At 46.3% G+C, this 22,866-nt stretch carries 24 protein-coding genes; 9 read left to right on the forward strand and 15 right to left on the reverse strand.

Annotated features, from left to right (window positions below):
• Window positions 1-43: 43 nt before the first annotated feature.
• Window positions 44-1,453, forward strand: coding sequence for a class I SAM-dependent methyltransferase (locus HYX48_06645; GenBank protein ID MBI2743577.1), 1,410 nt, complete (start codon window positions 44-46; stop codon window positions 1,451-1,453).
• Window positions 1,454-1,455: 2 nt separating this feature from the next.
• On the opposite strand, the gene HYX48_06650 is transcribed toward HYX48_06645, so the two are convergent.
• Entirely contained in the window at window positions 1,456-1,893 is a 438-nt protein-coding gene (locus HYX48_06650) for a GatB/YqeY domain-containing protein (protein MBI2743578.1), read from the reverse strand.
• A gap of 50 nt (window positions 1,894-1,943) precedes the next feature.
• A complete protein-coding gene (locus HYX48_06655) occupies window positions 1,944-2,441 on the reverse strand; it encodes a phosphatase PAP2 family protein (GenBank protein MBI2743579.1) in 498 nt (165 codons plus the stop codon).
• A 211-nt stretch (window positions 2,442-2,652) separates the two neighbouring features.
• Here HYX48_06655 and HYX48_06660 point away from each other — a divergent pair, with 211 nt between their 5' ends.
• Entirely contained in the window at window positions 2,653-4,062 is a 1,410-nt protein-coding gene (locus tag HYX48_06660; protein MBI2743580.1) for a class I SAM-dependent methyltransferase, read from the forward strand.
• A gap of 134 nt (window positions 4,063-4,196) precedes the next feature.
• Here the strand turns inward: HYX48_06660 and HYX48_06665 are convergent, their stop codons facing one another.
• From HYX48_06665 to HYX48_06690, 6 genes are all read right to left on the reverse strand, one after another.
• The gene (locus HYX48_06665; GenBank protein ID MBI2743581.1) at window positions 4,197-4,706 is read right to left on the reverse strand and encodes a hypothetical protein; all 510 of its coding nucleotides are present in this window, start codon (window positions 4,704-4,706) and stop codon (window positions 4,197-4,199) included.
• Window positions 4,707-4,812: 106 nt separating this feature from the next.
• Complete coding sequence (locus HYX48_06670; protein MBI2743582.1) at window positions 4,813-5,883, reverse strand: hypothetical protein; 1,071 nt, start codon at window positions 5,881-5,883, stop codon at window positions 4,813-4,815.
• 204 nt (window positions 5,884-6,087) lie between these two features.
• Window positions 6,088-7,992, reverse strand: a complete 1,905-nt coding sequence (locus HYX48_06675; GenBank protein MBI2743583.1) for a hypothetical protein — start codon at window positions 7,990-7,992, stop codon at window positions 6,088-6,090.
• Window positions 7,993-8,069: 77 nt separating this feature from the next.
• The gene (locus tag HYX48_06680) at window positions 8,070-8,687 is read right to left on the reverse strand and encodes a hypothetical protein (GenBank protein MBI2743584.1); all 618 of its coding nucleotides are present in this window, start codon (window positions 8,685-8,687) and stop codon (window positions 8,070-8,072) included.
• A 15-nt stretch (window positions 8,688-8,702) separates the two neighbouring features.
• Entirely contained in the window at window positions 8,703-9,731 is a 1,029-nt protein-coding gene (locus HYX48_06685) for a hypothetical protein (GenBank protein ID MBI2743585.1), read from the reverse strand.
• Window positions 9,732-9,806: 75 nt separating this feature from the next.
• On the reverse strand, window positions 9,807-10,016 hold the full coding sequence (locus HYX48_06690; protein MBI2743586.1) for an alkylphosphonate utilization protein: 210 nt from the start codon (window positions 10,014-10,016) through the stop codon (window positions 9,807-9,809).
• Between the two features lie 85 nt (window positions 10,017-10,101).
• On the opposite strand from HYX48_06690, the gene HYX48_06695 reads away from it, so the two are divergent.
• From HYX48_06695 to HYX48_06710, 4 genes are all read left to right on the forward strand, one after another.
• Complete coding sequence (locus HYX48_06695; protein ID MBI2743587.1) at window positions 10,102-10,599, forward strand: hypothetical protein; 498 nt, start codon at window positions 10,102-10,104, stop codon at window positions 10,597-10,599.
• 127 nt (window positions 10,600-10,726) lie between these two features.
• On the forward strand, window positions 10,727-11,527 hold the full coding sequence (locus HYX48_06700) for a hypothetical protein (protein ID MBI2743588.1): 801 nt from the start codon (window positions 10,727-10,729) through the stop codon (window positions 11,525-11,527).
• Window positions 11,524-12,807, forward strand: coding sequence for a hypothetical protein (locus tag HYX48_06705; GenBank protein ID MBI2743589.1), 1,284 nt, complete (start codon window positions 11,524-11,526; stop codon window positions 12,805-12,807). Before HYX48_06700 ends, HYX48_06705 begins: the two co-directional genes overlap by 4 nt.
• A gap of 58 nt (window positions 12,808-12,865) precedes the next feature.
• A complete protein-coding gene (locus tag HYX48_06710; GenBank protein ID MBI2743590.1) occupies window positions 12,866-13,057 on the forward strand; it encodes a DUF378 domain-containing protein in 192 nt (63 codons plus the stop codon).
• On the opposite strand, the gene HYX48_06715 is transcribed toward HYX48_06710, so the two are convergent.
• Window positions 13,058-13,600, reverse strand: coding sequence for a Cache 3/Cache 2 fusion domain-containing protein (locus tag HYX48_06715; protein ID MBI2743591.1), 543 nt, complete (start codon window positions 13,598-13,600; stop codon window positions 13,058-13,060).
• A gap of 219 nt (window positions 13,601-13,819) precedes the next feature.
• Between HYX48_06715 and HYX48_06720 the strand changes: the two genes are divergently transcribed.
• Window positions 13,820-15,034 carry an MFS transporter gene (locus HYX48_06720; protein ID MBI2743592.1) on the forward strand — a complete coding sequence of 405 codons (1,215 nt, stop codon included), beginning with the start codon at window positions 13,820-13,822 and terminating at the stop codon, window positions 15,032-15,034.
• Here the strand turns inward: HYX48_06720 and HYX48_06725 are convergent.
• From HYX48_06725 to HYX48_06735, 3 genes are read right to left on the reverse strand one after another with little or no spacing between them, the layout of a single operon-like run.
• Window positions 15,005-15,373 carry a hypothetical protein gene (locus HYX48_06725; protein MBI2743593.1) on the reverse strand — a complete coding sequence of 123 codons (369 nt, stop codon included), beginning with the start codon at window positions 15,371-15,373 and terminating at the stop codon, window positions 15,005-15,007. The genes HYX48_06720 and HYX48_06725 overlap by 30 nt on opposite strands.
• Window positions 15,374-15,378: 5 nt before the next feature.
• Window positions 15,379-15,765 carry a VOC family protein gene (locus HYX48_06730; protein ID MBI2743594.1) on the reverse strand — a complete coding sequence of 129 codons (387 nt, stop codon included), beginning with the start codon at window positions 15,763-15,765 and terminating at the stop codon, window positions 15,379-15,381.
• Window positions 15,766-15,814: 49 nt separating this feature from the next.
• A complete protein-coding gene (locus HYX48_06735) occupies window positions 15,815-16,372 on the reverse strand; it encodes a GNAT family N-acetyltransferase (protein MBI2743595.1) in 558 nt (185 codons plus the stop codon).
• Between the two features lie 28 nt (window positions 16,373-16,400).
• On the opposite strand from HYX48_06735, the gene HYX48_06740 reads away from it, so the two are divergent.
• Complete coding sequence (locus tag HYX48_06740) at window positions 16,401-17,276, forward strand: class I SAM-dependent methyltransferase (GenBank protein ID MBI2743596.1); 876 nt, start codon at window positions 16,401-16,403, stop codon at window positions 17,274-17,276.
• Window positions 17,277-17,514: 238 nt separating this feature from the next.
• Complete coding sequence (locus HYX48_06745; GenBank protein MBI2743597.1) at window positions 17,515-18,483, forward strand: glycosyltransferase family 4 protein; 969 nt, start codon at window positions 17,515-17,517, stop codon at window positions 18,481-18,483.
• Here the strand turns inward: HYX48_06745 and HYX48_06750 are convergent.
• Genes HYX48_06750 through HYX48_06760 form a run of 3 tightly spaced genes read right to left on the reverse strand, consistent with a single transcriptional unit; the run spans window position 18,458 to window position 22,774 of the window.
• Window positions 18,458-20,347: a DNA topoisomerase IV subunit A gene (locus HYX48_06750; GenBank protein MBI2743598.1), complete on the reverse strand. Its 1,890-nt coding sequence runs from the start codon at window positions 20,345-20,347 to the stop codon at window positions 18,458-18,460. The two genes, HYX48_06745 and HYX48_06750, sit on opposite strands and share 26 nt — an antisense overlap.
• Window positions 20,340-22,148, reverse strand: coding sequence for a type IIA DNA topoisomerase subunit B (locus HYX48_06755; protein MBI2743599.1), 1,809 nt, complete (start codon window positions 22,146-22,148; stop codon window positions 20,340-20,342). The genes HYX48_06750 and HYX48_06755 overlap by 8 nt, the downstream gene beginning before the upstream one ends.
• A 17-nt stretch (window positions 22,149-22,165) precedes the next feature.
• The gene (locus HYX48_06760; protein MBI2743600.1) at window positions 22,166-22,774 is read right to left on the reverse strand and encodes a hypothetical protein; all 609 of its coding nucleotides are present in this window, start codon (window positions 22,772-22,774) and stop codon (window positions 22,166-22,168) included.
• Between the last annotated feature and the right edge of the window lie 92 nt (window positions 22,775-22,866).

Consider the following 22,866-nt stretch of genomic DNA (forward strand, 5'->3'; position numbering starts at 1 on the left):
TCTCTCCAGCAAAACAAATACTACATTCTAATTGGAGAGTATCATGACTTCAATTGTAAGCGAAAGAAAGGCCTCTACCTCACAATCTCTCGAACAGCAAACGGTTGACCTACCTTCTACTTCCCGTGAAAAGATGGTCTCTCTGCTAGTTCAAGCACGGATTCTTCAAGCTCCTTCGGACAGCACTCAGCTTCTCCCCGCGTTAAAAAGTGACCAGAGTCAAGTCGCATCAATTACCCAGCTTCTTGCAAAGTTTTTTGGTAGCGCGAGCGCGCTTCCACGCCATCCTAGGTACCTTGTAGCAGACTACCTCTCCGATGAAGAGGTCGACCTTCTGGCTCTCTATCTAAACATGCCTCGGGCTATTAATTTTAAAGATAGGGTTGTTTTAAAGGAGTATTTTGCACCTCAGTTCAGGGCGCCAGATCACCTAACCAAGGCAGGAGCACTTGCAGCAGGGTTCTATCAGACTCCCAAGCGTTTAATCGCTCAGCCCAAATATGGCAGCGCATTTCCCATGCATCCCGAGATCCTCGCTTATGCAATGGAGCTTGCTAGAGGAGAGACTGTTCTCGAGATTGCAGGAGCAGCGGGGGAAAACAGCGCCATTTTGGCATTTTCGGAAGCAGTGCGCGTCTATTTAAATGATATCTGTCCTGAAGAGATTGCAGAGTTTGAAAAGATAAGAAAGTTTCTTCCTTTAAAAGCGGGTAAAAAATTGGAGTCGATCGGTGGAAGCTGCTTCGATCTATTGAAACTAAAACCTGCACTAGCAAACAAAGTGGGCCTTCTTCTCTGCAGAAACGTGATCCACTTTTTTAACGGCAAACTGAGAGAGGAGTTCTTTGCTCTGCTCAAAAAGGTTCTAAGGCCTGGTGCACGCGCCATATTTACTGCTAATGCGGTCTATCACGATGCGCAAATGAGAGAGCAATTAAAAAGAGCTCCAGATGTCACATCATTCTGCTTTGAGCAAGGCGTGATTACTGACAGGAATCATACCACCCTTGAGCTCTTCTATTATGGCATAGAGAGCTGTTCAGAGGATCTAGTTTCCCACAATTTTGAGGGTCAAGTGCTATACTCAAGAGAGTTGGGCTCGAAATGGCAAGTAGATAATGAGGCATTTAACAAGCTGGATAAAGCTCTTCGCCCCAAAATTATAAAAGCATTTGGAGAATACAGAAAGGCTCTTAATGAGGTTCCAGAAGGATACGTGAAAGCAGTAAGGAGTTGGCACGCTCTGTTCAGCACCAGAACTCTCCCTGAGCTTTTTAGACGTCACGGCTTTCATGTGGAGTTCACCTTTGTCACTTCACAGAAGGGGCATTTAATCCATGAAACTAGTGACGAAGAGCTCTTCGATCTAACAGAAAGGCTTACCAAGGAAGGGTCCTCAGACCATGCACCTCAGCTAGTTGGCGTCATCGTAAAATACCCCGACGGTACTTAAATCTAGTCAGAGAGAAGCTCGTCTGCTAGCTCTTTGGCTAGCTTTCCATCGACAGAGCTGTTCAGCTGCCTAACGGCTTTCATTACAAGGCCAAGGTCTTTTTTCGACTTGGCTCCAGATTCGGCAATGGCCTGCATGACAATTTTTCTAGTCTCTTCAGGAGAGGGAGCTTTTGGTAAGAACTCTTGAATGATTACGAGCTCGCTCTTTAGCTGATCTGCGATATCGGGGCGATTTGCTCCCTGAGCCTGCTCTAGAGCCTCTTGGAGGCTGCCGTAATACGTTTTGAATAGCTTTACCACCTCAGCATCAGAGAGGCCTGCGCGGGCGTCCACTGCGAGTATCTTTGATTTGAGCATACGCATCGTGTTAAGCCTTGTCTGATCTCGGCTTCTCATCGCCTCTTTGATGCCCTCGTTAATCTGATCGATAATCGCCATACCCTCTCCTTTTTTATTTGAGATTAAATAGATTTTTCTATTTTTCCCAATCAAAAAAAGAAGAGCTGCCTACAACCAGCTGCGACTAGTCCATGAATGCTGCCTATAGCAGCTCCGCCTATTACATCTGTTGGCCAGTGCTTCTTACTCAGACAACGACTTACTCCCACTAGGGATGCAAGTGCAATTGTTGTTACAGTAATAGGGCTTGTTAAACCATATAGACCGCACGCTAAGCCAGCCCCCAAAAACGCTCCACCTGTATGCGAAGAAGGAAAAGATTCAGTATCTTCTCGACTGACCTTGCCGAAAACATAAGGTTCAGGGCGGTTTCTAGGAAAATGGTGTTTTATTGAAAACACTTCCAACTTTTGAACGTAGCCTAGCACCCCCATTGCGATCGCTTCAGTCGCGCTACCTGTAAGCAGAGCATGCCCTGCTATCACTGCTGGAATAGCATACTGCCCTACATCCCCAAATTTTTCTAAAACCTTAACACAAATATTTTCTTTTAAAGAAAACCGACTTTCTAAAGATAATTCGACCATAAAATCACTATTAAATAACTAATTTGAAGGTAGCTTACTTTAAACCGAAAGTTTTTCCCAATTAAAATTTCTGCAAAAGCGCGCGCAAAAATCTGCAGATCTAAGAATGTTTTTAATAAATTATTAAGAACAAAAAACCATGCAAAATAATACTGAGTAATTGTAAAATCTCTCTATCAAAACAAACCCAATATTCTAATTGGAGGGTATCATGACTTCATTTGTAGGCGAAAGAAAGGCCTCTACCTCACAATCTCTCGAACAGCAAACGGTTGGCCTACCCTCTACTTCCCGTGAAAAGATGATCTCTCTGCTCGTTGAAGCCAGACTCCTCCAGGATCCCTCAAACGGTCCCCAGCTTCTCCCCGCGTTAAAAAGCGATCAGGAGCAGGTAGTATCCATCGTTGAGCTTCTAGTAGAAGTTTTTGGTAGGGAGAGTATGCTCACGCGCCACCACAGGCACCTTGTTGCGGACTACCTCTCCGATGAAGAGGTCGACCTTCTAGCTCTCTATCTAAACATGCCTCGGGCTATTAACTTCAAAGATAGGAATGTTTTGAAAGAGTATTTCGCACCCCAGTGCAGAGCGCCAGCTCACCTAACCTCGGCAGGAGCAATTGCAGCAGGGATCTATGAGGCTCCCATGCGCTTAATTGCTCAGGCAAAGTATGGCAGCGCATTTTCTATGCACCCAGAGATCCTCGCTTATGCAATGCAGCTCGCTAGAGGAGAAACTGTTCTCGAGATTGCAGGGGCAGCAGGAGAAAACAGCGCTATTTTAGCATTTTCGGAAGCAGTGCGCGTCTATTTAAATGATATCTGCCCTGAAGAGATTGTCGAGTTTGAAAAGACGAGAAAGTCGCTTCCTTCAAAAGTGGCTAAAAAATTGGAGTCGATCGGCGGAAGCTGCTTCGATCTATTGAAACTTAAGCCTGCACTAGCAAAAAAAGTGGGCCTTGTTCTCTGTAGAAACCTCATCCACTTTTTAAACGATGAAGAACAAAAGGAGTTCTTCGCACTGCTTAAAAAGGTGCTAAGGCCAGGTGCACGCGCTATATTTACTGTTAATGCGATCTATCACGATGCGCAAATGAGAAACCTATCAAAGAGCTCTCCTAACGCCACATCTTTTTGTTTGGAGCAAGGCGTTATCACTGACAGCAAACGAGGCCCTGTTGCGCGCTTCTATTATGATGTACAGAGCTGCTCAGATGATCTAGTGACGAAAAAATTAGAGACTCAATACCTATATCAAAAAGAGTTAGGCTCGAAATGGCAAGTAGATAATGAGGCATTTAACAAGCTAGATACGACTCTTCGGCCTAAAATTCTAAAAGCATTCGAAGCACACAAAGATCTTCTCAAACAGATTCCTGAAGGAAGTGTGAAAGTTTCAAAGAGCTGGGTCCGTATGTACAGCACCAGAACGCTTTCTGAACTTCTTACACGCAACGGCTTTCATGTGGAGTTTATTTTTGTCACCTCACCGAGTGGACATCTAGTCCGTGAAGCTAGTGACGACGACCTCTTCGATCTAACAGAAAGGCTAGAGAAGCAAAGGTTGCTCGTCCATGTACCCCAGCTGGTCGGCGTAATCGTAAGATATCCTGGCAGCGAATAGCTCTACTACTCTGCTTTAAAGAACTCCTTTCTAAAGAAAAGAGATTCTCTTCGGCTAAAGATAAAGGAGAATATGAATCCCGCCTAGACCCGGCCCTAAAGAAACGGGATTGCGGCGAAAGGCTGTTCATCGCTTTAAAACCAGAGGCTCGGATCGACGTAGTTGCTGAGGATGGCGGTTTTTGGAGAGTAGCGATCGTAAAAATGGATGTGCCGGTAGATGGTATGAATTAAACCCCAGCTTATCCCCTGCTCTTCGATGCGATTTGCATCGTGGAAGACTATCACCTTAGCTTTCTCACTCAATTTGAACAGCTGCGCAAATCTATCGATGACAAGCTCTTCGTTATCCACAAGAACCATGCCCCACTCCCCTTTGAATGAGAAGTCGGGCCACGTAGAAAATTCTATTAAGTGCAGTTCGTTAGCATCATTTTGAAATCGCCTAGCCCACTCAGGGTCCGAGGTGATTAGCTCAAAATTTCTTCCCTGCGCTTTAGCAATCGATGAAAGGAGCGGCGTCGAGTAGTGGCCGCATCCAAGTTCTAGAATCGAAGAGTTAGGCCAGAGCATCCCAGTATGGATAGCTGCAGCCACAGAGGGAACCAGGTGGGTAGAGTAGGGGTGCATAAGAGTAGTGTCCATGGCAATCCTCTTTGATTCTAAATCTCACTCTATACGCCTACTGTTTTAATAATGAAGTATTCTTGAACGGCCGGAAGGTCTCCCTCCCGGCTTGGTAGTAGAGCGGCTAGAAGTCGAAGCGTAGGGAGGTTGTGAGCCCCTGGATGTAGAGGTTACCGTTTGGCCAAGTGCCCTTACCAACTGCATCAGTGTTGCTGGTATTGCGGAACATATTCTGATCGAAGAAGACTTGAAAGCCATAGCCTGCTGAGAGATCGACGTGGTATCTATCGCTTGCAAAGTAGCTTCCCCATCCCAAACCGAGGTTAAGTTCGAGGTGTGTTCTTAAGTAGTTCGCATCATTTTTCTTCACAATATAGCGGTTTGCAACGGTTGGATCTCCCGTTTGAGAACTCTTTAGGTCATACTGCGTGAAGAGAATGTCTACCTCTCCGCTGCTGAACAGCCTAAAGTTTTTGCAGAACTTCCAATGAGAACTCAGACCCGCTCTTGGCCCAACTCCCCAAGAATCAGACGACTGGCGAATGGAAGTAGAGGGCGAAATCAGCAGAGCGGAAGAAGTGACGTTTACATAATCCACTTTTACTTTCTGATCGATGAGTGCTGCGCGCACGCCAAAGAAGGGGCGCAAACAGAGCTTTGTTCCAATTTTATAACTCTTGGCTAGATCCCAATCGATTAGATCCATCCTCAACTTCCACTTTTCAGATCCCGAACTGTATTTGGGATTGAGAAAGTCGGGGATCTGCCACGCAGGAAGAAGGGTGGTCTGAGTGTTATTTGGATTGAGTTTTTTGCGGACATGTTCGGTTGCTCGGAACCAGGTGTATTCGATAAAGGTATCCCAATTATCACGGCTGAAATTCATTCCCAAGCCCACCTTAAATCCGGGCTTATAGTCGAAGTCCAAATCGATCTCATGGCCGTTGACCAGGTCCTGAGAACTTGTCTTAGAGACAACTCCCAACTGCATATTCTCTTGGATTGGCTGCCAGTAGATAAAGCTGCCGGAAAGGAAAAAATCATAGGGTCTATCCACACTGATACGGCACGGAGAGTTGTACCCAGTCTGCATCTTCGTATCTTTTACTCCAGATCCAGACTGATCACCTAAGACAAGCGAAGTAGCAAGAAGAGAAGTTGAGAAAACAGATTGTGCAAGTGTTCTAAAACGCATTTTTATTTCCTTAATTTAAGAGGGTGTCTACGAAGGCAGACACATGCTTTTTTAGTCTTTTCGGCGGAATTCAAATTGTCTTTCTTGGCCTACTTTCTCAAGTATGTCCTGCGAAAGACAATTTAAATTCTGCCAAAAACTCTTAAAAAATCAAAGTCTCTGACTTTGCAGACGCCCTCTAAGTTGTAAAGAGGAAGATATTTTTCATGGGCTTGCGCCTAAGTTTACCGTTGTGTTTGTACCATTGGTTAGAACAACTCCCTGCCCTGGAAGTATCGGATGGTAAATTTGCGCCAGCGGTGCGATCTGAGTCACAAATGTCTGGCCGTTATAGACTCCAGAGTTATAGGTGACTTGCAGGAAAAATGCATTTCCATTGGCAGTTGGGGGAATCGCTCCAAATGGGCCTGATGCTGACGTCCCAAATAGCGCGGTCACTGTGCTCGGGATATTAACTGTGATGTTGTAGGAGGCTGTATCTGAGTAGGGATCTGGGAAGTTAACTCCCGTGGATAGATCGTTCAGATTAACAGTGATTGTAGCTGCAGAGTTGTTCGTGGCTAAATTGACGATGACAATTGTCCCATCGGTGCCCAAAAAATCGGAGTAGGCAGAGGTATAAAAAATATTGGGTGTGCCGATCGTCAGCAGAGTGCGAGAGTAGAAATCATACCAGGGAGTGTTGTCCACGCATGGGCAGCTAGTTAACAGGCCGTCCAATCTAGAATTGTTCTGAAAGTAGTTGGAGGAGTTGTTCTGCACATAGGTGTTAGTTATTGTAATCGGGGTTGGATACTGGCAATTAATGGGAAAAAATCCCGAAATAATGGACGTGGCAAAGACCTTGAACACCTGTGCCATCGTCGCAGCTGATGCGTTCCCGGTAATTGCTGGCTCATAATCGCTTACAGCACCTGTGAAAAACGCCTTTGAGCTTGTAGGAGAAGGAAAAATAATTACATTTCCTGCGTCAGGACCGCCCGATATCGAAAATCTAAAGCTCCCGTCACCGACCTCGCACCCTTTTGCAGTTGCAGCACCGGCAGCTGTCGTCGCATCGAGAACAAGATAAGGTGTTGGATTCTGCTGATAAAAGGCCTGTGCTCCCGACTGCGTTTTACCACTCCAGACCGCGTTAAACCAGGTACAGGCGGGGTTGGAAGAAGCTGTATTCAGAAAGTAGTTTGTAGGAAAGGTAACCATGCTTGGATTGGACTGAGTCTGAGTGCTTCCCATCGCAGTTGCCGGTGCATAGATTCGCAGATTGCAAACAGCTCCTCCAGACGAGGGAGGATTGGTGTAGGTCGCTATCAAGCTCTGCCAGTATCCATTAAAGGGAGAAGAGAGCGAGTTTAACGCCGTGTTATATTGCGTAAACACGTCTGCAAGACTCACAGCGGGTGGCATACCCGTTACAGCACAAGCGTTGGTAAATGAGCTGCCGAAGAAGAACATGTAGTTAGCTTGGACAGATAGAGGAAGGCCAAAAAAATCAACGCCTGTAAGATTTAGATTCAGACGATTGAGCGCATTACTCCCCAAATCAAACTCTATCTTATCATTCAGAATGTAGTAGTTATCATTCGTCGCATCAAATTCCGCAGGCAGCTCCAGAGCACCTACGTTGTTAATAAAATAGGTCAAGGGCTGCTGCAAAGAGAGCAGAATTCTAGAAGAGGTCATGACATTGCTGCCAGGCACGCCATTATTCCCATCATTCGGAATGTAGAAGGTGTAGGTATTTGGAGCAATAAGTTCAAAGAAGCTTAATGGATAAGAGTACTGCGGAGCTGAAAGATAGGTAACTGGAGTGAAGTTGGATATTGTTGCCAACTTGTGCGTTGGGCCGCTGAACGAAAGGTACTGCGTGCTTGAATTTACCAGTACGGAAATGTAGATATCCGAGGCGGCAAGCCCGCTATTATTCACAAAGGTAATCGGCATGTAGCCGGTTACAGTAACTGGCGTTGGAGTAGAGCAGGTTGCCACGGGAGGCGGAACAACAGCTGGCACTGGAAGCTGGGGCAGCGGCGCAAGTGGCGTTGGACAGACGGCTAGTAGAGAGGCAATTTGAAAGCAGAAGAAAATAGAGACCAATCTACGCATCATGTGCTCCACTTGAAAAAACGTGAATAATTTTTTTTTATTATGAGTGCACGCAAGAATTTACTTCAACTCGGATCAAGTTACGGAAACGTGGTGGGATCGCCGAAGAGAAGCTCTTGCAGAATTGGGTTTAGGACGACGGATGGAACCGGCGCTGGAAAGGTCATCACCCAGACGAGATCGAAGCGGTTGGGATAGTTGGGGAGAATGCCTGCGGGTGGAGTGTATCCGAAGGCCTCGATCAGTGCGGCGATGAAGGTGTGGTGCCAGCAGATCACGACATTTTTCCCGTTATAGCTGGGCTCATTGAAAATAGCCTGCACCAGCTGCTGCTCTTGCCCTGGCCCGTAGGGCGAATGAATCGGAAGATTAAGCTTTAACGCTGTTGGCACAAGAGTTTGAATACAGCGGACGGTGAAGTCATCGGAGTGGTGCACAGGCCTGGCTGCAAAGAGGCCAGCGGGAAGGCCGTAGTTGAAGAGGACCACATTACTAAGGCCCGCCAACCCGACAAAACCGGGCCCGTTATTTGGCTGCGTTAAGTAGGAAGAGAGCGCCTCTACGCGTTCTATGCCCGCACCAGTGAGCTCTCCAGTTACAGTGTTCTTCTCTCCATGCCGGACGATGATCACTTGCGCAGGAAGAGCATTAGCCGCTCCTATGTAAAGTGTAGAGAGCAGGAGGAGAAGTGTTCTCATGTGGATCCTTTAAGTTTAAAAATCGAAGCGCGTGGAAAAAGTGACGCCCTGCATAGAGAGATCTCGATTTTTGGGAATGAGGTCAAAATCGTCTTTTTTTAGTTCAAATTGACGAAAAAAAATGTGGTACTCCCAATCCGCTTTGAAGGTGAGAGCATAGCGCTCTTGGCAGAGAGGAGCCTTCCACTCTACCCCAGCAGCGAGATCTCCAATCCAGCGGAAACGATTCAGGTGCTCGTGATTGGAAAAACGGGTGGTGTCGAGATAGGTCTCTTTCTGTCTGATCTTAAAAAAGCCGTAAAGGCCAGATAGCGCCGCATCTGCGTTTAGGCTAAAGCCTCTACCTAGAATAACTCTCGGTGCAAGGCCCAAGCGAGGGCCCATGCCCCAGTAGTTGTTCTCCATCTTGATAAAATCGGTGCCATTGAGAGAGACGCCTGGCTGCAAGATGCCAATTAAAAACATTCCTCCAGCATAAGTGATATCGCCGTGCTGCTTAATCCACGCAGAGCGCACCCCAAATGTGGGCTTCACCTCAAGCCTCGGAAACACTTTCAGATATCTACCAAACTGCACATCGAGCAGATTTACAGTGATCTTCCACTTCAGATCGGACTCGAAGACATAGTCACCTGCCATCACATCATCAGCAAGAGACCAGATAGGGAACATGCCGATGAATGCACTTCCATGCGATGAACGATGCTGAGAAACGCGCGAGGCGAAGTGGGTCCAACTCCCCTCTACGTCCCAGACGTTGCAAGAGAAGAGATAGCCACTTCTTACGCGGTAGCCTAGGTCCCATTCGAAATGGGGATGAATCACAGGGGCTTTAGTGAAGTTATCTGTAGTAAAAACATCGGAGGCCTTGTTCGTTGCAACTAGTGCTCGCTCCCAAGGCTTCCAATAGAGAAGGTCCACCGCTATCCAGATGTTTGCGCCATCCTTAACAGCCGGATTATACGAGTTGATCAGCGAAGGAGCGTCTGTTGCAAAAAGAGATGCGCTCGTGAGCAGAGCGCATGCTAAAGATATTTTTTTCATGCGCAAAAATTACGAGAAAACGCGAATTTAAGACAAGCCTCGATACTCTCTGCATTTTTGCGCAGAGCCAGGATATCAGGCTTTTTTCAAGAAGCAGGTTTTGAGAACAATGGTGGATTTACCTTCGCGGCACTCCACCTCTTCTTCGTTGTCAGTCAGATGGATGTTCTTAAACTTGGTGCCCCTCTTCAGGGTCATCGAAGATCCCTTTACCTTTAGATCTTTGATAACCTGTACAGAGTCCCCTTCACTGAGAGGATTCCCAAAACTATCCTTTGTACTCATAACTCCCCTGCCTTTTTATTTTCCTATTCTCTTCTAACTTATTCTCTCTTAATATTCCTCGAATTTTTTTAAATTGGATGGCCCTATGAGATTTGTCGTTTTTCATGCCTGCTTGCTAGTTTCTGCTTCTCTTCAAGCTGGCGAAAAAAATCTATCCCTGCCGCAAGTTATCAATATCACACAAGTTGAGGAAGAGAATGTGAAAACAGTTAAAAGCGTAGGTCAGGAGTATATCGCACTCCTAAATCGCATTGGTGCAAGTCAGAATCTTTCGCACGAAAAGGATGTTCTATCCCTCTGCTCGCCTGATTGCAAAAAGATTGTCAATGGCGCCCTCTGGTTCGAAAGGCGGGAGAAGTTTCTCCCCCAGCTGCTGTCGACAGGAGAAAAGGTAGGGTTCTGGAGCATTGAATCGCTTGATGTTATCCCAGGAAAAGACGAGCGAACTGTTGTTGTGCGCTTTCTCGTCCATACCGAAAAGGCGGGCGTATGGAATACCCTCGTGATTCTGCGCTGCAACGACGAGCTTCTAGTCACAGAAATTAATGAAGTATTTAATAGCTATGAAGGGCCTTTAAAATAATAAATAAGAAGACAAGTGTTTTCTTTCTTTGAGCGAGCGAAGAGAGGCTCTTTTTTGTGCGTTTTTTATGCAAAAATTGGTTATAATATATCTTCTTTAAAACAGAAAAGCTCATTAAGAGGGAAACATGACTAACGCACTCACTTTGGGAATACCAATCCGTTTTCAAACCCTAGATGAAGATGAAGAGCTCGATTGGGGAATGACGATTTTGCAAGAAGCAGACGCCTTCTTCAGTATTTTCAGCGACAAAGTTGCAGTTGTAGATACCACCAAGATAACCGATGGATTTTGGCCTATAAAAATAGAAGATGCTGAACCCTTCGAGTGGTCTGTCTCTACCGTTTTGAAAGTAGCTTTCTGCTTTACCCTTGTGATCCCTCTTATCGTGTTTATCGTGAAACTTGCGATGCGCACTCACTATGAAGACTCTTTTATATTACTTTCTGGATCTGCTAAAGGAGAACAGAAGCACTCCCAGCCTAAAAAAGTCACTATTGATCGAGACTTTGACTGGAGAAGCCTCCCTTCAGTTGCAGCGCTTGATTTAAGAACGCCTGTAACAAGCACATACACCGGAAAAGTATTTGAGAATGGCAGAGCTGAGCTGAAGCAGTTCACCTCACGAGTAATATTAGAAGAGGTGTTCGATTATTCCATTCGTTACCTGAAATCTGAGTACAATAGGAACGATGACGATCAGGGTGGCACATTTACTTTCGATGATTTGCGTCTTGCAAACATGGGGTGCAACTTTCGATATGCAATTCATGCAAAAGGAAGCGATGGCAGAAATTTTGCTGAGATCGTTTTTGATACACTCATAAGCGAGGGCTGTATCGTTAAGTATGAGAAAGATAGCCAGTATGACCAGTATACTGTCTGGGACCACAAGTCACAAAACAACAACAATGAGAGCATAACATGACTGATGCACTAACTTTTGGAATGCCGATCCTCTTTCGCTGGCCGATGGAGCAGCTATCGTGGGGAGAGGCGATTCTGCAGGAAGCGGACGCCTTCTTCAGTATTTTCAGCGACAAAGTTGCAGTTGTTGATCCCAAATCAGGTCCTGCCTCTGCTGCTAATTACTACATAATAAACATTTACGATGCTGAGCCCTTCGAATGGTCATTATCCACCGTTTTAAAAGTAGCATTCTGTTTTACCCTTGTGATCCCGCTCATCGTGTTTATTGTGAAACTGATCATGCGCTCCACCTACAACGACTTTTTTAAAGTACCAACTACCCAGAACTTTGACTGGAGAAGCCTCCCTTCAGTTGCAGCGCTTGATTTAACAACTCCTGTACCAAGCACCTTCACTTCGGAAGTGATTGAAAACATGTTTCGTGTGCAAAAACGGTTCACGAGAGAGATAAGATTAGAAGAGGTCTTCGATTCTTTCATTCGCTACCTAAAGTGTGGACTCTACAGAAACGATGATGACCAAGGTGGCACATTTACCTTCGATCATCTCCATCTTGCAAGAGTTGGATTCGACTTTCGATTTACAGTGAACGCAACGGGAGGCGATGGCAGAAATTTTGCGGAGATCGTTTTTGAAGCGCTTCAACACGAAGGCATTATCGTTAGATATGAAAGAGATGAAGAGAGCTATAACCGATACTTTGTCTGGGACGATAAGTCGATCCTTCACGCAGAGCAAGAACCAGATGAGCAAGAAGTTGAGCCTGAGCAAGAGGTAAAAACTGAAGAGAAGGAGATCGAGCCAGAAGCTGCAAAGATAGTTGAGATCGATCCCTACTTTGAATGGAGAACTCTACCTTCAGCAGATAAGCTAGATCTAACGACTCCTGTGGAGGGCGTCTTTGAACATCCCGTATTAGAAAAGCCAGATGATGAAGAGATGGTAGTGAAGACATTCTCTAGAGCAATCAAGTTGGAAGATGTGCTCGACTGCATAGTTAATAAACTCAGAGACCCGTACGAGAGAAATTCAGAGGGATACTTTGAATTCCACTCCTTAACTTATATTGGGCCTCTTGAGTTTCCCTCTACATACAGCCCCAGTATGAGACACGCGATGAATGCTCGGGTTGCAGGTGGCAAGAGCCTCGTAGAGATAGCGCTAGATTTTCTTAAAGCTGAGGGCTGCATCTCTAAATATGAGATTAATAGCAAAAAAACCATCTGCTCTGTTTGGGATCATAAGCCACTTCCCTCCGACCAAAATGAGGCTGAATAAACTTGTAATTGACATCCACACCCTTACCTATTATCTCTAGAGAAAATGTAGAGGTAGTATGAAGATAGTGGATGGCATTGCAAAGGCTCTCTTAATTATTGCTGGGTTAAACTGGGGAACGGTGGGTGTCGCCGACTTCAATGGGCTCATGTGGGTGTTTATTACCATGCCCATGGTTCAGCACCTTCTCTATACTTCTTTCGGACTGGCGGCAATCTGGGTAGTCGCGCGCGCCTGCATGCGTAAATAGCTATTTTTCGATGGGGATCGCGACGAGGTAGGCGCCGATCACTCTTCCCTGTCTATCGCGGAAGACGTCGTAGTCGGCCATATACTCTTTACCAGCTAGGGTGACCTTATCGGTGTAGCGCAGCTCTCCGATCATCTTCTTGTAGGCGGGATGAGAGTGGGATAGAGCGGCGCCAGCCTTCTCGCCTGGCTCGGTAGTAGAAATTCTCACAAACTCATCCTGCACTTTCACAAAGAGCGTTGTGACCGCACCCGTCTGCTCTGAGAAACTATCTACAAGTGGTATCGGCTGCGCTCTGAGGACCCAGTTTCCATTTCGGAGAGCTGGCACCTCATAACTTCCCACCCTCTCTTTGTTATCTTGATCGAGAGAAAATATCCCAGGCAGGTTGCTCATCAGCTCTTTTCCAAGGGCCTTTGCATCAGAGGGCTTCGGTGGTGTAGCAGCAGCACAGAGTGAGGTGAAGCTAGCAGTTGTCAGCAGAAGCAGTAATAGACCTCTTTCGAAACTCCATTTGCTCGTTAAAATTGGTCTTTTTGGCATCTTTGCCACAAAATTTTTCGACCATGTGTTTACACATGCTCTCAAAATTTTGCGGCAAATCTGCACAAAAATCCTCAATTTTTCCGAACAAAGCGAATTTCGAAAGAGGTCTAATATCTTCATAATCTTCTCCTTCCAATTTTTTTTGGAAGGTATCCGTTTTTATTTTTTCGTGAAAGTAGAATTAAAATCGCCTCTCTCTTATTTCTAGGAGAGTATATGTCAAAGCCCAAGCCTCTCATTGCAATCTCTCTTTTTGTCCTCTGCTTTGGGGCCTTCCTCAACTGGATGAGCTACGGTCTTGTCTATCCCATTTTCGCCTCCTCTATTTTTCATCAAGATGCGATCTTTCTCGGTTCAGCTTCAAACGCGCTAAGAGGTCTTCTTTTAGGAATCCTTCTCGCCGCATGCCCTCTCGCCCAATTTTTTAGCTCTCCTTTTATTGGAGGACTTTCAGACCGCAAGGGGCGCAAGCCCGTCATGCAGATGACAACTCTGCTCATCGTTGTTGGCGCTCTTTTATCTGTACTGGGGGTTTGGCAGAGATCTTTTTCTCTTCTCATCCTCGGGCGCATTGCAACGGGAATCGGAGCGGGAAACATCGCAGTCATCAACTCTTCCATTGCCGATTTTAGCTCTAAAACTGTGAAAACAAAGAATTTTGCACTCGTCGCAATGGCAAATGGAATCGGGTTCGCTGTAGGGCCGTTTGTTGGAGGAAAGTTATCTAGCTCAGGCTTTGAGATCCCTTTTATTTTTGCGGGTTTTTTGACGGTGGCAAACTACATCTTAATCACCCTCTTCTTCTCTGAGACTCTGGTTGAGAAGAAGCGCAGCGCGGTCCGCTTTGCAGCTCAATTGCACCATCTCTGGAAGACCACGCTCTCTCCCAAATTTCGCATCATATTTTCTGTCTTTTTTATCTTCTGCTTTGGCTGGTCGTTTTATTGGGAGTTTATTCCAGTAACATGGATCAAGAACTACGGGTTGAACGTATCACAGATTGGCAACTTCTACGCCTTCGGCTCTCTCGTTTACGTCGTGAGCAGCGGTGTGCTTATTCGGCCAATTCTGAATAGATTTAAAGCCTCTACTATTCTCTTCGGCTCTCTAGGAGCTCTGGGGTTCTTCCTTCTCCTTTTAATCGGCGCAAAGATCGAATCTTACTGGGTCAACATCGGCATTCAGCAGTTTCTGATTGCACTGATTTTTCCAATCGGAACTGCAATCGTTTCAGATTTAACCTCGCCGGATCAGCAGGGTGAAACTTTGGGAGTTTTTCAATCCCTCCAAGCCTTCGCTTTTGCCATCACTCCATTTTTGGGAGGAGGGCTCCTAAATTTGAGCTATGGCATTCCTCTAATTCTTGGAGGCGTGTCAATGCTTCTCGCCTGCCTCATTCTTTTAGTGGGTCTCAGCAGGAAGTTCTTCTGAAGCCGCCTTATCTCTCTTTGAATGCAAAATCATGAGCGATTCTATCTCTTGCACATCGGGAAGGGTGTGTCCTAACTTGTGCAAGCGTTTGATCTCTGCTTTATCTACGACCTCTTCCACCTTGGTGGCGCTAAACATCTTTGCATCTTCTAGAGAGATCTTAATAGATAGCCTCGCGTAGCGCTGGACGCGGTAGTCGGCTATATAGAAAGTTTTTGCATCCTTCGGAAGCATAGGCAAGATCTCTGCACCGAGCGCCTTTCGCTGCCTCTCTAGTTCATTGATCTGCCTAGAGAGCTCTTTGTAAGCTACGACCTTATCTTCCAGCTCATCAGACATTTAATTTAGCACTTTAATGGTTGCCAGAGAGCTACACAGGCTCCTGTTGGATCTGCAATCACAGCAAAAAGGCCAAAATCCCCAGCTTTTGAGGCGGGCTTGACTATCGAGGCACCGTTTTTGCGCGCCTTCTCCAGCGACTCGTCTAGATTTTCAACCAGAATGTAGGACATCCAGTGGGGAGGAATCTCTTTCTCTTTCCCTTTTGGGATAGACCAGATCCCGCCAAACTCTTTGTTGCTTCGTTTGATCATCGTATAGGTTCCATCACCCATCTCTTTATCGATGAACTTCCATCCAAAAGTCTTGCCATAAAAGTCTTTTGCAGCTTGAAGATTTGATGTTGCAAGCTCTGTCCAGCAGAATTCACCTACTTTTGGCATACACTCCATAAAAAACTCCTTTTTGCTGTTGAGTTATATCAGCTATCAAAAATTTTGATCACCCAAATTGTTTATTGTACTCGTCTCTGGTGATGCGATAGAGAATGTGCTGGTGTAGAGGATGTCCTGCAGGAATTTTGGGGTGGAGAAAGTCCCCTTTCATATCGCGCTTCATTCCGATCTTTTCCATGACTGCAATCGATCTCAAATTTTTTGGAACAGTGAAGGAGACAACCTCCCGAAGTCCGTACTCCCCAAAAGCGGCCTTTAGCACCGCGCGCGCAGCCTCCGTTGCGTAGCCCTTTCCCCATGCTTTTGAAGAGAGACGCCAACCGATCTCTACACAAGGAGTAAAGTGAGCTTCAAAGTTTGGTACGTATAAACCTACAAACCCGATTAACTCATCTGTCTCTTTAACAACGCATGCAAAGGGTCCAAAACCGTGCTCTTTAAAATGATTTTGCATCCTCTCCATCATTGCAGCACTCTCTTCTAGAGTGAGAGGTTTTAGAAGACACTCCATGACTTTAGGATCTTGATTGATCTCAGCAAAAGGAATTAAATCTTCCGGTTTCCACTCCCGTAAAATCAGCCTCTGTGTTTCAATCGTCTTCATCTTTACTTACTCGTTTGGGAGAATTGTAATGAAACTATCTTACATATTGCTATCAGTAATCGCTTCTACTTTTTCTTTTCAGGGGAACGCTGCTGAACTACCCTTTTCAGAACACCCTTACGGAGTTTGTGCCACGGATATAAAACTCGATGCGTTGAGTAGAGATCTGGAGATACCTCCAGCTTCCCCTTCTGGTCTTGTGAAGACGTTGAATTTTGGCGGAGGGTTTATGTTAATTCACTTAGACCCGATCAGCAGCGCTTTTATCGAATTTGCTAAGACAAGCTCTTACCCTGTTTTAGATATTGGAGCCGCCTATGGCGTTGCGACACTCCCAGCGCTCGACCACTCTACTTGCGCAGTAATCGCTGATGATATCGGCTCAGAAAATCTTCTTATTCTCCAAAAGCAGGTCGATAAAAAAAATCGAGAGCGCCTCTATCTAAATCAGAAGCGCTTTCCACAAGAGCTTGATTTTAAGCCTAATAGCCTTGGAGGAGTTCTTATATGCAGGGTCTTCCACTTCCTTCGCGGAGAAGAGATCGAAGAGGGACTGAAGAAGATCTTCAGCTGGCTTGCTCCTGGAGGTAAACTCTTTATTGTTACTTCTACACCCTATCAAGGAAATATAACCGAGTTTGTCTCCGTCTACGAAGAGAGGTGGGCAGATGGCATCTCGTGGCCAGGGTATGTAGAAAACTACGGTTCTAATGCCCCAGGGCTTTCGAGCAATCTCAATCCCTTCTTACATGTGATGGATGAGAGACCACTTCGAAAGGCTCTAGAGTCGGCGGGGTTTCTTGTTGAAAAGGTCGAATACATCGATCGGCGCAAAACTATTCCAACCCTCTGTCTCGATGGGAGAGAAGGCATTGGCATCATCGCAAGTAAGCCAACCTTCTAAACATATAAAATATTTATTTTAATTATCTTATATTACTGAACTATAACGACTTATCTCCGATCAGAATACGATGTGTCGTAAAATAGTCGCGACCAAAATACGACATATCAATATGTATGGGAAATAAAATCCTATCACTGGAGGGAGAATTGGCAGGAAGGTTGGTGGGTAGGAAAGCGGTGATTACTGAGGGCAAAACAGTGGCAGATCTCGTCATCGATGGCGGCAGGAAGAACGTGTGAAAAACGTAGGCCTTGTCACAGATATCGCATTTTGGGAGGCGGGCACTGGCCAAAATGCAAGGATCTCTGCGCTTCACGACTTCTTACAAAACCACTGCAAGCTCACTCTCTACTATCTTGAAGAGGAGGGCAGCCTAGACGCTCTTAAACGTGTAGAGCACGACTTTATCATCGTCGAGAAGCTGCATCTCGACTGGATCGTCGATCTGGGGCTTAAGTCTCCCCTCTATCTTGATGTGCACGATCTGATCTCAGAAAGAGCTGCGAGCTTTCAGCAGTTTAATCGCGCCTGCAGCGCCATCACCTTTGAAGAGGAGATCGAGCGCATGCGCCGCTTCGACAAACTGATCTTTATGCAGAAAGAAGAGCTGGAAAAGATAGCGGTGCACATCGAAAGAGATAGGCTGCTCTACTGCCCTCACCCCGTAGTTCCAGAAGTGGAGCCTCTAATTCGCGAGGAGGTGGAATCGATCAGCTTCTTCGGTGGTCCCTCATGGCCAAATGTCGATAGCATCCAGTGGTTTCACGATGCTGTACTCCCTCTTCTAGGCCCTCTCTCTCAAAAGTGTCTGATTCAAGGAGCCTTTCTCTGCTCGCCCTTTTCCGCGTTTCTTCCTCATCTCTCTAAAGGGAGGCTCTTCCCCTCTCTTGCCAGCTACTATCCGACAATCGACATCGCAATTAATCCGATGCTCTACGGAGGTGGAGGGCTCAAGATCAAAACAGTGGAGGCGATTGCTCATGGTGTGCCGCTTGTAACGACGAGCGTAGGAGCCGATGGATTATTGCAGGAGGCGGGACGCTCATTTCTCGTTGCGAATACGGCAGTGGAGTTTGCAGAGGCGATCCAGAGGCTCGCCTCCTCACCTACACTGCGCAGAGAGCTCTCATCTCGAGCCCGAGCCTATGCAAGCGAGCACTTCACTCCCTTTGCCTGTTTTAATCGGCTCTTGTCACCTTTTTGACTTTTTGTGTCGCGATGCGGATGCCTCGCGTCTGAGCTCCTTTTACAAGAACATTCTTGAGTGCAAATACCTGCTTTTGCACCTTCTGGCGGGCTTGAGGAGCAAAGTGGAGTTCAACGGCTGCTTCTGGGCTATTTGAGATGTGCTGAAGCTCTGTTTTTTCGTCTAGGTAGCGATAGACCTTATCGAGAATGAACTTCTCGACGATGAAGCGTTTAGCCCACGCCTGATCGGTCTCTTTATTCTTGTAGATGACATTGATAACAGTCTTCTTGTCGGCGATCTCAACCCAAGCGATCTTCTCAAAGTACTGCTTTTCCGGAATATTGATCGCTTTATATGTGCCATCTTTAAAGAAGATGAGAACCTTGTCGTAATTGGTGCAAGAGAATTGGATGGGTCCAGAGACCTTCGTTCCCACAAAACCGGCCTGTGGATCGAAACCCACCTTGATCTCTTTTGTCGCAATGGCTCTGCGGTCGATCTCCTCGATTGCTTTGACGCGCGTCTTTCTGGGGTATTGGCTTCCAAACTTCTCAATAAGCGCCTTTAAGTGGTTAATCGCATACTTCTTCACGTTTCTTAGGCTCTTTTCAACCTCATGCTGAGTCTGCTGGAGTATGGAGATCTCCTCTTGATTCTTATCGATATCGAAACGAGAGATGCGACGGATGGGGATCTGAAGGAGCCTCTCGCGATCATCGTGAGTGGCTTCTCTTAAAAGCTTTCTTCGGTAGGGCTTTAACGACTCTTGGAGCGCTTCGTGGATTCCTTCGAGCGTCTTTACCGTCTCGATCTTCTTGTAGAGCCTGTTCTCAATGAAAACTCTCTCTAATGTCTTGTAGAAGATCTTCTCTTGTAATCTGTCGCGTTCTATTTCGAGCTCTCTCTTTAAAAACTCGACGAGTTTATTCGCATTGTAAGAGAGAATCTCATGGACGTCCGTCTCCCAAGGAAGATCATCTTTGATGACGATGATTTGGGAGTTTAAAGAGACCTCGCACTCGGTAAATCCATAGAGGGCATCGAGGATCTCCTCCGCATACTGTCCCCTTGGCAGCTTAATCTCGATCTCGACCTCTTGTGCTGTGTAGTCGTTGATCGCCTCAATTTTGATCTTGCCCTTCTTGGCCGCCTCATCGATAGAGCGGATGAGGCTCTCTGTTGTGGTTCCGTAACAGATCTCTCGAATCACGAGAGTCTTCGGATCTTTGATCTCGATTTTGGCGCGTAGCTTTACCTTTCCTTTTCCCTTATCATACTGGCTCTTATCCATGATTCCGCCAGTTGGAAAGTCGGGGAAGATCTTAAAATTTCTACCTTCGAGGCAGGCGATCTCAGCTTCGAGGAGCTCTGTGAAGTTGTGAGGCAGGATGTGCGTTGCCATTCCGACTGCAATTCCATCGGCGCCTTGGAGCAGCAGCAGAGGGATCTTTGCTGGGAGTGTGACCGGCTCAAAATTTCTGCCGTCATAGGAGGGGATCTTCTCTGTGATATCGGGATTGAAGAGCGTCTCTCTCGCAAGAGGTGAAAGCCGTGTTTCGATGTAGCGCGCAGCAGCGGAGGGGTCTCCAGTATAGATATTTCCGAAATTCCCCTGCCGATCTAGAACAAACCCCTTATTCGCTAAGCTGACAAGCGCTTCGTAGATTGGAGCGTCTCCGTGAGGATGCAGCTGCATCGTCTGACCGACGATGTTTGCGACCTTATGTAGCTTATCGTCGCTCTGTCTCCAAAGTATTTCGAGTATACGCCTCTGTACGGGCTTAAGCCCGTCAACGACGTTTGGGATTGCGCGGTCGAGGATCACATATGAAGCGTATTTGACGAAGTGATCCTTCATCTGGTGCTTTAGATCATCCATTCTCTTTCACCAGGTTTTGCATAATGAAGGCCTTTCTAGCCGGGGTATTCTTGCCCATGTAAAATTCGAGCGTCGGTTTTACGTCTGAGAGATTTTGGATGATGACGGGAAGTAGACGTATATCCTTTGCAATAAACTGTTTAAACTCATCTGGAGAGATCTCTCCCAGGCCTTTAAAGCGTGTGATCTCAACCCCTCTTTTCAACTCTTCGGCAGCCCTGTTTTTCTCCTCTTCCGAGTAGCAGTAGATCGTTCTCTCTTTATTTCTCACTTTGAAGAGAGGCGTTTCAAGAATATGAAGGTGTCCATTCAATACAAGGCTTTCAAAATAGGTTAAAAAGAAGGTGACAAGCAGATTGCGAATGTGCATCCCGTCGACATCCGCATCGGTGGCGAGGATCACCTTATTGTAACGCAGATTGGATAGGTCATCCTCGATATTGAGGGCTGACATGAGGTTGTACATCTCTTCATTCTTATAGAGCTGCTCCAGCTTCATTCCATGCACGTTGAGAGGCTTGCCCCGTAGAGAAAATACGGCTTGTGTAAGAGGATCGCGCGTCATGACAATCGAGGCAGAGGCGGACTCGCCCTCTGTGAGAAAGATCACCGACCTCTCTCCCTCTTTTGATCCATCGCCAAAATGAAATTTAGAATCGCGCAGTTTCGGAATTTTGAAAGAGATCTTCTTCTGCTTCTCTTTTGCCTCTTTCTTTACAGCTGCTAGCTCTTTTCTAAGCTTCTCATTAAATAAGATTCGCTCGACAATCTTCTTGCCAGTCTCTTCATGCTTATAAAGCAGATTTTGAACAGCATCCTTAACTTCCTGTACAATGGGAGCGCGGATCTCATTGTTAGATAACTTGTTCTTGGTCTGAGATTCGAAGACGGGATCTTTCACTTTAATCAGAATAGTCCCAACGATCCCCTCTCGTACATCCACCCCTTGAAAGTTCTTCTTCGCGTACTCATTAACCCCTTTCAGTATCCCCTCTCGGAAGGCTGAAAGGTGGGTACCACCATCTTGGGTGTACTGACCGTTTACGAATGAGAAGTAGGTCTCTCCGTAACTTGAAGAGTGGAGAAAGGCGAACTCGACATTTTTGCCACGGTAGTGCAGAGGTTCATAGAGGCGATCCTCTTTGACCTCTTCATTGAGAAGATCGAGAAGCCCGTTTTCAGAACGGATCTCCTCCCCATTGAAAATCAGAGTAAGGCCAGTATTGAGATAGGCGTAGTGCCAGAGTCTCTTGATGATCATCTCTTTCTGGAAGGCGAACTTCTTAAAGATCTCACTATCAGGAGTGAACTCTACCCAGGTGCCATTCTCTTCTTTCGTCTTTCCCTTCTTCTTATCTTGAAGAATCCCCTTTGAAAAGCGCGCCTCGACAAATTCGCCATCGCGCATACTTCTAACGACAAAATGAGAGGAGAGAGCATTGACAGCCTTTGTTCCAACGCCGTTTAATCCGACGGAGAACTGAAAGACATCATCGTTATACTTTGCACCAGTATTAATCTGGCTGACGCACTCGATCACCTTACCGAGCGGAATCCCCCGACCCCAGTCGCGGACTGAGACGGTCGATGTCTTCTCATTTAGCTCGATGACGATCTTTGTCCCATTCCTCATGATGAATTCATCGACAGCGTTGTCGATGACCTCTTTGAGCATGACATAGATCCCATCGTCAGGATGCGAACCGTCGCCGAGACGGCCGATATACATCCCTGAGCGCAGACGGATATGCGCCAGCGCGTCTAGGGATACAACGGTACTCTCATCGTATTTTTTAGCCATGCTCTCTTCGTATCATTTTAGCGTCTATTATTCAACCCACTAGCTCCAGGCTGCTCACCTTCGATGGCAGCGCGGAAGCCTTCGCGGTAGCCGATAGTATGACCTTCTGTATAGGCGGCGTTGCGGATCTCTCTAGCATTTTCTGTGCTCTTCATCCGGCCCTCATTAAAACCGACAGCATGGCCATCTTGATAAGCCTCTTTATGGAGCTGAATGATGCATACGGAGGGTTCTAATGCGATCGCAAACAGAACCTGCCCTGTCCTGCTGTTCACAAACATATGGGTGCACTGCTTAATTGCATCTTGGTTGGCTGCATCGGCCTCTTTGACCTGCATATTATCGCGTTTCGGATAGACCTCGATCTCAGTACCTAAATACCAGTCGTTGGGAACGCACTCATGGGTTTCAGGCGCCAGTTGGACATTGTTCCACCACTCGCTCAAGCTTCTCCATCTTCTGGAGAAACCGATCGCCTTCCAGCAGCTTTTATCGGAGAGAACAAAATATCCAGTTGAATCCTTCATAATTACTTTTGAAGAGAGAGACTCTACTCTTTCTGCTTCTTCGGCAGAAATGGTAGAACATGCAAAAAGTGTGACTGCAATCAGAATATAGTTTCTCATAAAAGACTCCTTGTTTTGAAAAAACGTAGAATTTAGCCTATCGGTCAATATTTATTGCTCAAAAAAAAGAAAGCGTATATCTCTCCCCCGAA

The sequence above is a fragment of the Chlamydiales bacterium genome, from assembly GCA_016185065.1.
In the GTDB taxonomy this organism is placed as follows: Bacteria; Chlamydiota; Chlamydiia; order Chlamydiales; family Rhabdochlamydiaceae.

What these genes read in the sequence shown, in the direction of transcription:
- HYX48_06650 (MBI2743578.1), bottom strand. Translation starts at nt 1,893, where the DNA reads ATGGCGATTATCGATCAGATTAACGAGGGCATCAAAGAGGCGATGAGA.
- HYX48_06705 (MBI2743589.1), top strand. Translation starts at nt 11,524, where the DNA reads ATGACTGATGCACTAACTTTTGGAATGCCGATCCTCTTTCGCTGGCCG.
- HYX48_06740 (MBI2743596.1), top strand. Translation starts at nt 16,401, where the DNA reads ATGAAACTATCTTACATATTGCTATCAGTAATCGCTTCTACTTTTTCT.
- HYX48_06695 (MBI2743587.1), top strand. Translation starts at nt 10,102, where the DNA reads ATGAGATTTGTCGTTTTTCATGCCTGCTTGCTAGTTTCTGCTTCTCTT.
- HYX48_06755 (MBI2743599.1), bottom strand. Translation starts at nt 22,148, where the DNA reads ATGGCTAAAAAATACGATGAGAGTACCGTTGTATCCCTAGACGCGCTG.
- HYX48_06760 (MBI2743600.1), bottom strand. Translation starts at nt 22,774, where the DNA reads ATGAGAAACTATATTCTGATTGCAGTCACACTTTTTGCATGTTCTACC.
- HYX48_06675 (MBI2743583.1), bottom strand. Translation starts at nt 7,992, where the DNA reads ATGATGCGTAGATTGGTCTCTATTTTCTTCTGCTTTCAAATTGCCTCT.
- HYX48_06660 (MBI2743580.1), top strand. Translation starts at nt 2,653, where the DNA reads ATGACTTCATTTGTAGGCGAAAGAAAGGCCTCTACCTCACAATCTCTC.
- HYX48_06725 (MBI2743593.1), bottom strand. Translation starts at nt 15,373, where the DNA reads ATGTCTGATGAGCTGGAAGATAAGGTCGTAGCTTACAAAGAGCTCTCT.
- HYX48_06655 (MBI2743579.1), bottom strand. Translation starts at nt 2,441, where the DNA reads ATGGTCGAATTATCTTTAGAAAGTCGGTTTTCTTTAAAAGAAAATATT.
- HYX48_06700 (MBI2743588.1), top strand. Translation starts at nt 10,727, where the DNA reads ATGACTAACGCACTCACTTTGGGAATACCAATCCGTTTTCAAACCCTA.
- HYX48_06665 (MBI2743581.1), bottom strand. Translation starts at nt 4,706, where the DNA reads ATGGACACTACTCTTATGCACCCCTACTCTACCCACCTGGTTCCCTCT.
- HYX48_06735 (MBI2743595.1), bottom strand. Translation starts at nt 16,372, where the DNA reads ATGAAGACGATTGAAACACAGAGGCTGATTTTACGGGAGTGGAAACCG.
- HYX48_06730 (MBI2743594.1), bottom strand. Translation starts at nt 15,765, where the DNA reads ATGGAGTGTATGCCAAAAGTAGGTGAATTCTGCTGGACAGAGCTTGCA.
- HYX48_06715 (MBI2743591.1), bottom strand. Translation starts at nt 13,600, where the DNA reads ATGCCAAAAAGACCAATTTTAACGAGCAAATGGAGTTTCGAAAGAGGT.
- HYX48_06710 (MBI2743590.1), top strand. Translation starts at nt 12,866, where the DNA reads ATGAAGATAGTGGATGGCATTGCAAAGGCTCTCTTAATTATTGCTGGG.
- HYX48_06750 (MBI2743598.1), bottom strand. Translation starts at nt 20,347, where the DNA reads ATGGATGATCTAAAGCACCAGATGAAGGATCACTTCGTCAAATACGCT.
- HYX48_06685 (MBI2743585.1), bottom strand. Translation starts at nt 9,731, where the DNA reads ATGAAAAAAATATCTTTAGCATGCGCTCTGCTCACGAGCGCATCTCTT.
- HYX48_06720 (MBI2743592.1), top strand. Translation starts at nt 13,820, where the DNA reads ATGTCAAAGCCCAAGCCTCTCATTGCAATCTCTCTTTTTGTCCTCTGC.
- HYX48_06690 (MBI2743586.1), bottom strand. Translation starts at nt 10,016, where the DNA reads ATGAGTACAAAGGATAGTTTTGGGAATCCTCTCAGTGAAGGGGACTCT.
- HYX48_06645 (MBI2743577.1), top strand. Translation starts at nt 44, where the DNA reads ATGACTTCAATTGTAAGCGAAAGAAAGGCCTCTACCTCACAATCTCTC.
- HYX48_06670 (MBI2743582.1), bottom strand. Translation starts at nt 5,883, where the DNA reads ATGCGTTTTAGAACACTTGCACAATCTGTTTTCTCAACTTCTCTTCTT.
- HYX48_06680 (MBI2743584.1), bottom strand. Translation starts at nt 8,687, where the DNA reads ATGAGAACACTTCTCCTCCTGCTCTCTACACTTTACATAGGAGCGGCT.